This is a genomic window from Streptococcus sanguinis (assembly GCF_026781265.1).
Taxonomy (GTDB): domain Bacteria; phylum Bacillota; class Bacilli; order Lactobacillales; family Streptococcaceae; genus Streptococcus; species Streptococcus sanguinis_T.
Window position 1 is genome coordinate 122,027 of record NZ_JAKUVC010000010.1, and the last position, 11,409, is coordinate 133,435.

Sequence of the window (11,409 nt, forward strand, 5' to 3'; positions counted from 1 at the left end):
TGTCTGTTACATTATATCATACCCCGTGACAGATAGAAGTTTTTTTGGTAAAATCATACGGTATCTTGTGAGCTATTGTTGCTCATTATATAGAAGAAAAATCGCTGGGATTGTTTTTCCCAGCAGGAGGAAACATGTCAACATCACCGATTCAATATCGTTTGATTAAAAAAGAAAAGCATACAGGTGCTCGTTTGGGGGAAATTATCACACCTCATGGGACCTTCCCAACGCCTATGTTTATGCCGGTTGGAACCCAGGCGACGGTCAAGACCCAGTCTCCAGAAGAGCTTAAGCAGATGGGGTCTGGTATTATCTTGGCCAATACCTATCATCTCTGGCTTCGTCCAGGCGATGAGCTAATTGCCCGTGCAGGTGGTCTGCACAAGTTCATGAACTGGGACCAGCCTATTCTGACCGATAGCGGCGGTTTTCAGGTATATTCTCTAGCTGACAGCCGCAACATCACAGAAGAAGGAGTAACTTTCAAGAACCATCTCAATGGTTCCAAGATGTTCCTGTCACCCGAAAAGGCCATCTCCATCCAGAATAATCTAGGCAGTGACATTATGATGTCCTTTGATGAGTGCCCACAGTTCTACCAGCCTTATGACTATGTCAAGAAGTCCATTGAGCGGACTAGCCGTTGGGCAGAGCGTGGACTCAAGGCGCACCGCCGTCCACACGACCAAGGTCTCTTTGGGATTGTTCAGGGTGCTGGCTTTGAAGATTTGCGCCGCCAATCTGCTCAAGAATTGGTCAGCATGGATTTCCCAGGATATTCAATCGGAGGACTGGCAGTTGGTGAGTCTCACGAAGAGATGAATGCAGTCTTGGACTTCACAACCCAACTTCTTCCTGAAAACAAACCTCGTTATCTCATGGGAGTTGGAGCGCCAGATAGCTTGATTGATGGGGTTATCCGTGGTGTAGATATGTTTGACTGTGTCTTGCCGACCCGGATTGCCCGAAACGGTACCTGTATGACCAGTGAAGGACGTCTGGTTGTTAAAAATGCCCAGTTTGAGGAAGATTTCACGCCACTGGACCATGGCTGTGACTGCTATACTTGCAGCAACTATACGAGGGCCTATATCCGCCACTTGCTTAAAGCGGACGAGACCTTCGGCATCCGCCTGACCAGCTATCACAACCTCTACTTCTTGGTAAACCTTATGAAGAAGGTTCGCCAAGCTATCATGGATGACAATCTGCTGGAATTCCGTGAAGACTTTATTGAGCGCTACGGCTACAATAAATCCAGCCGAAATTTCTAAGAAGCTCCATTTGAAAGGGGAAGCCATGTCTGATGAAGAGAAAATGCTGAAAAGATTGACAGCGTATCTGTCAGACGACCAAAAACATACTATACGTATATATGGTCATGGTGCTTCGGGCAAGTCAACTTTTGCTCGAAAACTCCAGCTAGCCTTGGGTGAGGAACGAGCCAATCTGTTGGAAACAGATCCTTATGTAATTACTGGAGAGTATCGAGATTTGCTCAGTTCCAAAGATTTTCCTCATCAAAAAGTCACAGCCTGCCTCCCAGCCGTTCATGAACTCGGGAGTCTGGAGCGAGATATTTGTGCCTTGCAGTCTGGTCTGGATATTCTGACCATTGGCACAGCTTGGTCGCCTAGCTTGCGTTTATCAGCCCAAAAGCCTATTCTGATAGTAGAAGGTATGTCGGCTGCCTTTTTGCCTGAAAGCTTGTTTGATTTGTCGATTTGTTTTTACACGGATGATCAGACTGAGTTAGAGCGCCGCTTGGCTCGGGATGTGGCTGTGCGAGAGCGCAGGCCAGAGTGGATAGAGCAGACGCATCTGGCTCGGCGAGAGCAATATAGGCACTTTTATCAACCCTATCTAGCAGCTGCAGACCTTGTCATCTGCCAGTCGGGCAACAGCTTTCGCATCGAAAAGGACAGTCCCTTACTATAAAATAAAGTAGCCAAGGGTAAATTTTCATTTTTGATCTCACTGATGTGCGTCAGTGAGATTTTTGTTTTGAGAGTATTTGTCTAAAAGTCTGAATTTAAAATAATCTTGAACATATTTGACCGTCTGAGAAATTATCTAATAAATTCCTTTGCATTTGAGGAATTTATGGTATAATAGGGCTAGAAAGAAGCAGAAGCCCGCAGGCTTTTTTATTTAGGAAAGGATGAACTCATGGACAGTTTTGACAAAGGCTGGTTTGTACTGCAGACCTATTCAGGCTATGAAAATAAGGTAAAAGAAAATCTTTTGCAGCGCGCTCAGACTTATAATATGCTGGAAAATATCTTGCGCGTGGAAATCCCGACTCAGACCGTGCAAGTAGAGAAAAATGGCAAGACCAAGGAAATCGAAGAAAATCGCTTCCCGGGTTATGTTTTGGTAGAAATGGTAATGACAGATGAAGCCTGGTTTGTCGTGCGGAACACTCCGAATGTAACAGGATTTGTCGGTTCACACGGGAACCGTTCTAAACCAACACCACTCTTGGAAGAAGAAATTCGCAACATTCTCATCTCCATGGGTCAAACAGTGCAGGAATTTGACCTGGATGTCAAGGTTGGGGATACCGTTCGTATCATAGATGGTGCCTTCACTGACTATACAGGTAAGATTACGGAGATTGATAATAATAAGGTCAAGATGATTATTTCCATGTTTGGCAATGACACCGTGGCCGAAGTTAATCTCAGCCAAATTGCAGAGCTTTAATCGACGAAGTTGTTATCCTCGTCAAAAATAAAATCCAAGACTGAAAAGATCTTGGATTTTTATGTTTTTGGAACTGATTAGAAGATTACTTATCCTTAATGACGGAGTCAATAATGTCTTTGGTTTGTTTCATTTGATAGGTAGACATTACCCCAACGATTTGATTGTTCTGGGTAGAGAAACTAAACTGTTCGTCATTGGAATTTTTATAGACAAAGGTTGTATCGCGTTCTGAACGCATAATCATTTCCGGACGACCAAGCTTGTCGAAAGCTGTCTTGGGAGTGTCGGATGTGGTGATGCTAGAATAGCTGCTTTTGGCCGGCTGAGCGTCTTTTAGACTAAAACTCAAATTCGTCAGGACATTATTGGTAAAGTAGCACATAATGTCTCCGTTGTCTGTGTGCCAGATGTTGACAGAGTTGCCAGGGTCATTCTCATCAGTGCTGAATGTAGGTTGGCCTAGAGCTACTGTTACTTCATCGTAAGACGTTTTAGGTTTGTCACCATTGATATCCTCTCCGTTTACCTGAATGACAAAGCCAGTGGAAATATGAAAATTTCTTATTTTCTCTAATTCAGGAATAGAAGCTGCATCTGGTATGTATTGTAGTGCAGAAGCATCATCTGGATCAAAGGTAGCACGTTTCTGAAATACCTCATCACTAATTTCATAGGTGCTAGAGCTACTGTTAGATGATTTGCTGGATGTTTCCTTAGAGGATGAACTTTTCGGAGCTTTGAGGGAGCTAGGTGTCTTTTTTCTTTGCTGCGTCTGCTTGGCAGGCATGCAGGCTGAGAGAGCTAGCAGAGAGAGAAGGCTGAGGGCATAGAAGCTGACTTTTTTCATAATCAATCTTTTTTCCTTTCGCTGATGATGAATGATATTTTTATAATATTATATCAGCAAAATTTGCTAGAAACAGTAGGAAATGAAATTAAAAAAGCCCTTTGAGGGGCTTCTAGAAATATATTTATGAAGGCGGTAGACGGATTTGAACCGACGATCAAGCTTTTGCAGAGCCGTGCCTTACCACTTGGCTATACCGCCGCAACTCTTATTATTCTATCGTAAATACTTGCTTTCGTCAAGAGTCTTTCATAGTCAAAGCTGAAAATGTTAGATGCTACCATTCTGAACGCTTCAGAAAATACATGTTCTGCTGAGAGGTAGAATTCATTTTTAGTGGCAGATAGTGGCAGAAAATATGGCAAACGTCTTGTCAAAGAGCTGCGCTTTTGTTATAATAGAGGGTGCCGTGTAAATGGCAAAATACTCATTTTAGATGAATTGTGGGACTGTTGCCTTCGGGTGGTCTTGCGAGCTGAAATCTAAAAGAGGAAAAAAACAAAAAGGAGAATTTACTCATGGCAGTAATTTCAATGAAACAACTTCTTGAGGCTGGTGTTCACTTTGGTCACCAAACTCGTCGCTGGAACCCTAAGATGGCTAAGTACATCTTCACTGAGCGTAATGGTATCCACGTAATCGACTTGCAGCAAACTGTAAAGTATGCTGACCAAGCTTACGACTTTATGCGCGATGCTGCTGCTAACGATGCAGTTATCCTCTTCGTTGGTACTAAGAAGCAAGCTGCTGACGCTGTCAAAGAAGAAGCAGAACGTTCAGGTCAATACTTCATCAACCACCGTTGGTTAGGTGGAACTCTTACAAACTGGTCTACTATCCAAAAACGTGTAGCTCGTTTGAAAGAAATCAAACGCATGGAAGAAGACGGAACTTTCGAAGTTCTTCCTAAGAAAGAAGTCGCTCTTCTCAACAAGCAACGTGCTCGTCTTGAAAAATTCTTGGGCGGTATCGAAGATATGCCTCGCATCCCAGATGTGATGTACGTAGTTGACCCTCATAAAGAGCAAATCGCTGTTAAGGAAGCTAAGAAATTGGGTATCCCAGTGGTTGCCATGGTTGATACTAACACTGATCCTGATGATATTGATGGTATCATCCCAGCGAACGACGATGCAATCCGTGCGGTTAAATTGGTCACTGCGAAAATGGCTGATGCTGTTATCGAAGGTCGTCAAGGTGAAGATAGCGTTGAATCAGTAGAAGCAGAATTGGCTGCAACTGAAACTCAAGCAGATTCTATCGAAGAAATCGTTGAAGTTGTTGAAGGTTCAAACGAATAATCAGTAAACTAACCTAAAGGGGCGGGGCTCAGCCCAGCTCCTTTATTTACATTAAAAAATAGGAGAAGAAAAATGGCAGAAATTACAGCTAAGCTTGTCAAAGAATTGCGTGAAAAATCTGGTGCTGGTGTCATGGACGCTAAGAAAGCACTTGTTGAAACAGACGGTGACATCGAAAAAGCGATTGAATTGCTTCGCGAAAAAGGGATGGCAAAAGCAGCTAAGAAAGCTGACCGTGTTGCCGCTGAAGGTCTGACAGGTGTTTACGTAAACGGCAATGTTGCCGCTGTTGTTGAAGTGAATGCTGAAACTGACTTCGTTGCGAAAAATGCTCAATTTGTTGACTTGGTAAATGCAACTGCGAAAGTAATCGCTGAAGGTAAACCAGCTAACAACGAAGAAGCACTTGCTTTGACAATGCCTTCAGGTGAAACTCTTGAAGCTGCATACGTATCTGCAACTGCAACTATTGGAGAAAAAATCTCTTTCCGTCGCTTTGCTTTGATTGAAAAAACAGATGCTCAACACTTTGGTGCTTACCAACACAACGGTGGCCGTATTGGAGTTATCTCAGTTGTTGACGGTGGAGACGATGCTCTTGCTAAGCAAATCTCTATGCACATCGCTGCGATGAAACCAACTGTTCTTTCATACAAAGAATTGGATGAGCAATTTGTCAAAGATGAATTGGCACAATTGAACCATGTCATCGATCAAGACAACGAAAGCCGTGCAATGGTTGGTAAACCAGCTCTTCCACACTTGAAATACGGTTCTAAAGCTCAATTGACTGATGCAGTTGTTGCACAAGCTGAAGAAGACATCAAGGCTGAATTGGCTGCAGAAGGCAAACCAGAAAAGATTTGGGACAAGATCATCCCAGGTAAAATGGACCGCTTCATGCTTGACAACACTAAAGTTGACCAAGCATACACACTTCTTGCACAAGTGTACATCATGGATGACAGCAAGACAGTTGAAGCTTACCTTGAATCAGTAAATGCTTCAGTAGTTGAGTTCGCTCGCTTTGAAGTTGGTGAAGGTATCGAAAAAGCTGCTAACGACTTTGAAAACGAAGTAGCTGCAACAATGGCTGCTGCTCTTGGTCAGAACTAATCGTTTTTGGCTTAGAAATAGAACGATAAAAAGGTCTGAGATTTTTTCTCAGACCTTTTTTATAGTTTTTTTAAACATCAAGTTTAGAATGGTGAGCAGCATTACTTAGCTGCTTTTTCTCTTTCTTCCTTATGAGCAATCAAGCCATTGGTAAAAATCAAAACAACCAATATGAAGAGAAGTGCAGTTGTTTGGGGGTAAGTCAGGCTAAACTGGTAGACTTTGGTAATAAACAAAAGGGGCAGAGTAACCACCATCATGATCAGAAAGCTATACCATTTGACTCGGTTGCTGACCAGCTCCTGTTCGAAGAGTAGGGGAGCATAAAGACAGGCGATGAGAGCTCCGATAGAAATATCAACGTAATCAGCAGAAAAGATGGTGAAAATACTCAGAGCTACAAAGAGCCATTTGAGTACATGACGAGAATAGTTGAGCCAATCCATTTTCATTGGATTATCCTCCTTGTTTAGATGATCGTTGGCAGGCAGGAGTTTCTGTCAGTCTTTTTCTTGTGGATTTCCACCTATATTATAACGCTTTAAAAGCAAAAAGCAAGCGGTTACACAAGGCTTTTAAAGCTTTTTCACTAGTTTGAATTATCAGACCTTTCAGTCACCCCTTTTTCTTTTAAAATAGAGACTTTTCCGGTATAATATTAGTCAAAGATAGTCAATGTTAGAGAAATGACGAAGGAAGAGATTTATTCTGAAATTCTCAACTGGAAAGGGAAGTCATGGGTGCAAAAAACACATCGGACAGTATTGAAGCATATATCAAGTCTATTCTGGCTCAGGCAGGGATGGTTGAATTAAAACGCAGTGAACTGGCTGATGTTTTTCAGGTGGTTCCCAGTCAGATTAACTATGTGATTAAGACGCGTTTTACGGAAAGTCGAGGCTATATCGTCGAGAGTAAACGTGGTGGCGGCGGCTATATTCGGATTGGAAAGATAGAATTTTCCGACCGGCATCAGATGCTTTGCGGCCTGTACGACAGTGTGGGAGAGCGAGTCAGCCAGCAGGTTTTCACAGATGTTATTCAGCTTCTTTTTGACGAGAAGATTATGACTGAACGTGAGGGCAATCTAATCTTGTCAACAGCATCGGACTCGATTTTGGGCGATGGAGCTGCGGTGATTCGTGCCCGGATATTAAAAAAGATTTTACAACAACTAGACAGAAAAGGAATGGAATCATAAATGAAATACTCAAAAGCCTTAATAGAAAGCTTGGAAGCAGCTCAGCTCTTGGCCGGCCATTTTACGACAGATTATCTGGAATCATGGCATTTGCTGATTGCTCTGGCTAATAATCCCTACAGCGTTGCTGGCTCAGTCCTCAATGAATTTCCTGTGGAAGTTGATGGATTTGAAGAAGCGGCTTTTCAGATTACTGGTCAGGCTTATCAGAAAGACGGTCACTTCGAGCTGCTGCCTTTTTCTTATCGCTTAGAGGAGTTGTTTGAGGAAGCGGGCCAGATTGCAGAAGCTGTTCGTGCTAAGCATGTAGGTACTGAGCATGTGCTGCTGGCCATGCTATTTGACCGGGGGACCTTGGCCTCTCGTATCCTGGAATTTACCGGCTTTAGCTACGAGGATAAGGAGCAGGGGCCGAAAATCAGTGATTTGCGTAAGGTCTTAGAGCAGCGAGCTGGCTGGGGCAAGGAAGATATCAAGGCTATCCGCAGTCTGAATAAGGGAGTAATGGCTGCTAAGCAGACCATGGCTAATATGATGGGGATGCCGGCTTCTACCAGCGGGGGGCTGGAAGATTACACTCGTGATCTGACGGAGCTGGCTAGAGATGGCCGATTGGAACCCGTCATTGGCCGTGATAAGGAAATTTCACGGATAGTTCAGATTCTCAGTCGCAAGACTAAAAACAATCCGGTGCTGGTTGGAGATGCTGGGGTTGGTAAGACCGCTCTGGCTTTAGGCTTAGCCCAACGTGTGGCGGCTGGTCAGGTTCCAGCTGAACTGGCCAAGATGCGGGTCTTGGAGCTGGACTTGATGAATGTGGTCGCTGGAACTCGCTTTCGCGGGGACTTCGAGGAGCGGATGAACAACATCATCAATGACATTGAAGAAGACGGTAATGTCATTCTCTTCATCGATGAGCTGCACACCATCATGGGCTCTGGCAGCGGTATTGACTCGACCTTGGATGCGGCCAATATCCTGAAACCGGCTCTGGCTCGTGGAACTCTGCGGACAGTTGGTGCCACGACCCAGGAAGAGTATCAGAAACATATTGAAAAAGATGCTGCTCTTTCCCGGCGTTTTGCCAAGGTCAGCATAGAAGAGCCTAATGTGGCTGACAGCATTGCTATTTTACAAGGTCTGAGAAAGAGCTATGAAGATCATCACAAGGTGCAGATCAGTGATCAGGCTATCGAGACAGCGGTGAAATATGCCCATCGCTATCTGACTAGCAAGCACCTGCCGGACTCTGCCATTGATCTTTTGGACGAGGCCAGTGCGACAGTGCAGAATAGAGGACCGCAGAATTACGAGCAGTCGGATTTGACGCCAGTGGATCAAGCCTTGATGGAAGCAGACTTTAAAAAGGTTTCACAACTGCTTGAGCAAGAGCAGCAACCCAAGCTCTATAAACTGAAAGTGGAAGAAGACGATGTCTTGGCTACTCTTAGTGCTTTGTCTGGTATTCCTGTGCAGAAGCTGACTCAGACAGATGCAAAGAAATACCTCAATTTGGAAACAGAACTGCATAAACGCGTGATTGGGCAGGACGAGGCGATTTCAGCTATCAGCCGAGCTATCCGACGCAACCAGTCTGGTATCCGCAGCAGCAAGCGGCCGATTGGCTCCTTTATGTTCCTCGGTCCGACAGGGGTCGGGAAGACAGAGCTAGCCAAGGCCTTGGCCGAAAGTCTCTTTGATGACGAATCTGCACTCATCCGCTTTGATATGAGTGAGTACATGGAGAAATTCGCGGCTAGTCGCCTCAATGGAGCGCCTCCAGGCTATGTAGGCTATGAAGAAGGAGGGGAGCTGACGGAAAAGGTCCGCAACCGACCTTATTCTGTCCTGCTCTTTGACGAAGTGGAAAAGGCGCATCCAGATATTTTCAATGTTCTCCTCCAGGTCTTGGATGACGGTCAGTTGACTGACAGCAAGGGCCGTAAGGTGGACTTCTCCAACACGATTATTATCATGACTAGCAATCTGGGAGCAACTAGTTTGCGGGATGATAAGACGGTGGGCTTTGGTGCGCGTGACATTCGCTTGGACCATGCCAATATGGAAAAACGAATGCTAGAAGAACTCAAGAAAGCTTATCGACCTGAGTTTATCAACCGTATCGACGAGAAGGTCGTCTTCCATAGCTTGTCTGCTGAGGATATGCAGGAAGTGGTCAAGGTTATGGTCAAACCGCTCATTGCCAGTCTTGCTGAGAAGGGAATTGAGCTGAAGTTTCAGGCTAGTGCCCTTAAGTTGCTGGCTCAGGAAGGCTACGATGTGGAAATGGGAGCACGGCCATTGCGCCGAACTCTGCAAACCCAGGTAGAGGACAAGTTGTCTGAGCTGCTCCTGACAGGAGATTTGGCTGCTGGCCAAACACTTAAGGTTGGTGTCAAGGCTGGCCAGCTCAAGTTCGAAGTGGCTTAGAAAGCGCAGTCTTTCAATGGAAAGTTGTGTGTTCGCGGTTAATCCCTGATAGCAATCATACCTATAGATACCGAACAGTTATTTCATCATTCAATGAAACTGGAAAATTGAAGGATTGGAGGCTGATATGTCGTTTTTTAAAGATTTGTTTGCTGGTAGGCGAGCCAGAGTGAAAACACCTGAAGAGCGCAAGGCGGCTAGTATCCAGCGTTTGAAGAAGGAAGGTATTCCTTACATTGAGCATTTGCCGGTTATCGAAGGTTCTGAGCAGGTAAGGCCGCGCTCGCTAGAAGAAATTGCGCGTCGAGCTATTACCAGCCTCTTGATTATTCAGGCGGCCTTGGATATCGAAAATAATAATTATAATGAGGAGAGCCGCCAGTGGCTGCAGGATAAACTGCAGCAATACGGAGTGCAGGAAGAGTTGACGCCCAAAGAAAGGGCAGTCTTGGAAGATCGTGCCGACCCGGCAGCTATCATCAATATGGTTTGGAAATACGAGGCCTATTGGTCCTTGATTTGGTACTTGGGTCTAGTAGATACTTTACTATTTCCAGATAAGATTTGTGATTGTGATGCTGCTATTGATGCAGTCGCTAGTGCGGTTGACTTTCAGGAATTTCTGGGTAAATGCCAACCGCGCAGCTTAGAAGAGTTACTGGATGAGGATGATTTGATTTATCGTTATCATTGGGCCTGTGTTGATGCTCGGATTCGTGACCAGCCAGCACCGGCAGGCCTTGATGAAAGTGTTGTTCTGGAGAGGTGGTCTGGCCTTGACTGGCTGCTGGGGCTGAATACGGCCCAAGACTGGGATGCTGTTGAGCTGCATACCTAGTCCAACTTCTCTTGATTCACTCAATTAGAAAAGGAGGTACCTTTGTCCGCTCGTAAAATGGCTAAAATTGCCATCCTATCGGCTTTATGTGTGGCCTTTCGCTATGCATTTTCCTTTTTGCCCAATGTGCAGCCTATCTCAGCTATCTTTTTTCTGATAGTTATCTTTGAGGATTTGCAGACTTCACTCCTAGTGATGGCTGTGACGATGTTTACATCAGCCTTTCTTTTGGGAATGAGTCCAATCGTCCTCTTTCAGTTGCTGTCCTTTGGACTGATTCTTTGCCTTTGGCGGCTGCTCTATCCTCGGTTAAATCTAGTGGGACAGGGAATAGCAGCAGCTCTCCTATCCTTTGGCTATGGTATTGCCATAGATACACTGACAGCCTTGCTGTACAACTATCACTGGTGGTCTTATGCGATTATCAATGCTTTGACTTTCAATATAGCGCACGGACTGTCGACCTTGTTTTTTTACCCACTCTTGTACCCTATTTTAAGGAGGCTCTATAATGAAAAAAATCTTTAGTTTGCTCACACTTGCTTTTGCCCTTCTCCTTGTTGGTTGCGGCAGCAGCCAGACAAATACTGACAAGAGCTCTAGCTCAGCTGATTCTTCTGTCAAAAAGGAACTGAAAATCAGCATCAGTATTGCACCAGAAGGTCAGGAGAAGAGCGAGAAAACAGTGGCTGTCGAAGAAGGAAAGACAGCTATGGATGCTTTGAAGAAGGCCTATAAGGTCGAAGAAAAAGATGGTTTTATCACTTCTATTGACGGTCATGCTCAGGATGAAGCAAAGGGCCTCTACTGGATGTTTAAGGTCAACGGAGAAATGGCTCCTAAGGCAGCCAATCAAATCACTGTCAAGGATGGAGACAAGCTGGAATTCTACCAAGAAGTCTATCAGCAATAAATTTTTTATAAAAAGAATCTGATTGAACTGCACCCCAAAAGTTAGACAGAA

Annotated in this window: 12 protein-coding genes and 1 tRNA gene; 10 read left to right on the top strand and 3 right to left on the bottom strand. The window is 44.6% G+C overall.

Annotation, left to right across the window (positions count from 1 at the left end; translation table 11 throughout):
* Nucleotides 1-134 precede the first annotated feature (134 nt).
* The 3 genes from tgt to nusG all read left to right on the top strand — a co-directional run bounded on the left by tgt (nt 135) and on the right by nusG (nt 2,709).
* Nucleotides 135-1,277, top strand: a complete 1,143-nt coding sequence (gene tgt / locus MK370_RS10615; protein WP_268685219.1) for a tRNA guanosine(34) transglycosylase Tgt — start codon at nt 135-137, stop codon at nt 1,275-1,277.
* A gap of 25 nt (nt 1,278-1,302) precedes the next feature.
* On the top strand, nt 1,303-1,941 hold the full coding sequence (locus MK370_RS10620) for a uridine kinase family protein (RefSeq protein ID WP_268685220.1): 639 nt from the start codon (nt 1,303-1,305) through the stop codon (nt 1,939-1,941).
* A 231-nt stretch (nt 1,942-2,172) separates the two neighbouring features.
* Nucleotides 2,173-2,709, top strand: coding sequence for a transcription termination/antitermination protein NusG (gene nusG / locus MK370_RS10625; protein ID WP_002894018.1), 537 nt, complete (start codon nt 2,173-2,175; stop codon nt 2,707-2,709).
* Nucleotides 2,710-2,794: 85 nt separating this feature from the next.
* Here the strand turns inward: nusG and MK370_RS10630 are convergent, their stop codons facing one another.
* A complete protein-coding gene (locus MK370_RS10630; protein WP_268685227.1) occupies nt 2,795-3,559 on the bottom strand; it encodes a hypothetical protein in 765 nt (254 codons plus the stop codon).
* Nucleotides 3,560-3,689: 130 nt separating this feature from the next.
* A tRNA-Cys gene (locus tag MK370_RS10635) sits at nt 3,690-3,760 on the bottom strand.
* Nucleotides 3,761-4,077: 317 nt separating this feature from the next.
* On the opposite strand from MK370_RS10635, the gene rpsB reads away from it, so the two are divergent.
* A complete protein-coding gene (gene rpsB / locus MK370_RS10640) occupies nt 4,078-4,860 on the top strand; it encodes a 30S ribosomal protein S2 (protein WP_268685221.1) in 783 nt (260 codons plus the stop codon).
* A gap of 72 nt (nt 4,861-4,932) precedes the next feature.
* The gene (tsf, locus tag MK370_RS10645; RefSeq protein ID WP_009660251.1) at nt 4,933-5,976 is read left to right on the top strand and encodes a translation elongation factor Ts; all 1,044 of its coding nucleotides are present in this window, start codon (nt 4,933-4,935) and stop codon (nt 5,974-5,976) included.
* A 101-nt stretch (nt 5,977-6,077) separates the two neighbouring features.
* Here tsf and MK370_RS10650 read toward each other — a convergent pair whose 3' ends face one another.
* On the bottom strand, nt 6,078-6,467 hold the full coding sequence (locus tag MK370_RS10650) for a hypothetical protein (RefSeq protein WP_419153004.1): 390 nt from the start codon (nt 6,465-6,467) through the stop codon (nt 6,078-6,080).
* 245 nt (nt 6,468-6,712) lie between these two features.
* Between MK370_RS10650 and MK370_RS10655 the strand changes: the two genes are divergently transcribed.
* The 5 genes from MK370_RS10655 to MK370_RS10675 all read left to right on the top strand — a co-directional run bounded on the left by MK370_RS10655 (nt 6,713) and on the right by MK370_RS10675 (nt 11,358).
* Entirely contained in the window at nt 6,713-7,177 is a 465-nt protein-coding gene (locus tag MK370_RS10655; RefSeq protein WP_002899234.1) for a CtsR family transcriptional regulator, read from the top strand.
* On the top strand, nt 7,178-9,607 hold the full coding sequence (locus MK370_RS10660; RefSeq protein ID WP_268685223.1) for an ATP-dependent Clp protease ATP-binding subunit: 2,430 nt from the start codon (nt 7,178-7,180) through the stop codon (nt 9,605-9,607). It begins immediately after the preceding gene.
* 127 nt (nt 9,608-9,734) lie between these two features.
* Nucleotides 9,735-10,445, top strand: coding sequence for a DUF4272 domain-containing protein (locus MK370_RS10665; protein ID WP_268685224.1), 711 nt, complete (start codon nt 9,735-9,737; stop codon nt 10,443-10,445).
* A 42-nt stretch (nt 10,446-10,487) separates the two neighbouring features.
* Complete coding sequence (locus MK370_RS10670) at nt 10,488-10,973, top strand: ECF transporter S component (protein WP_164549532.1); 486 nt, start codon at nt 10,488-10,490, stop codon at nt 10,971-10,973.
* Nucleotides 10,957-11,358, top strand: a complete 402-nt coding sequence (locus tag MK370_RS10675) for a DUF4430 domain-containing protein (RefSeq protein ID WP_002911498.1) — start codon at nt 10,957-10,959, stop codon at nt 11,356-11,358. The genes MK370_RS10670 and MK370_RS10675 overlap by 17 nt, the downstream gene beginning before the upstream one ends.
* The last annotated feature ends 51 nt before the right edge of the window (nt 11,359-11,409 follow it).

Coding starts and splice junctions, on each gene's coding strand:
- MK370_RS10620 (WP_268685220.1), top strand. CDS start 1,303: ATGTCTGATGAAGAGAAAATGCTGAAAAGATTGACAGCGTATCTGTCA.
- MK370_RS10675 (WP_002911498.1), top strand. CDS start 10,957: ATGAAAAAAATCTTTAGTTTGCTCACACTTGCTTTTGCCCTTCTCCTT.
- rpsB (WP_268685221.1), top strand. CDS start 4,078: ATGGCAGTAATTTCAATGAAACAACTTCTTGAGGCTGGTGTTCACTTT.
- MK370_RS10665 (WP_268685224.1), top strand. CDS start 9,735: ATGTCGTTTTTTAAAGATTTGTTTGCTGGTAGGCGAGCCAGAGTGAAA.
- MK370_RS10655 (WP_002899234.1), top strand. CDS start 6,713: ATGGGTGCAAAAAACACATCGGACAGTATTGAAGCATATATCAAGTCT.
- tsf (WP_009660251.1), top strand. CDS start 4,933: ATGGCAGAAATTACAGCTAAGCTTGTCAAAGAATTGCGTGAAAAATCT.
- nusG (WP_002894018.1), top strand. CDS start 2,173: ATGGACAGTTTTGACAAAGGCTGGTTTGTACTGCAGACCTATTCAGGC.
- tgt (WP_268685219.1), top strand. CDS start 135: ATGTCAACATCACCGATTCAATATCGTTTGATTAAAAAAGAAAAGCAT.
- MK370_RS10660 (WP_268685223.1), top strand. CDS start 7,178: ATGAAATACTCAAAAGCCTTAATAGAAAGCTTGGAAGCAGCTCAGCTC.
- MK370_RS10630 (WP_268685227.1), bottom strand. CDS start 3,559: ATGAAAAAAGTCAGCTTCTATGCCCTCAGCCTTCTCTCTCTGCTAGCT.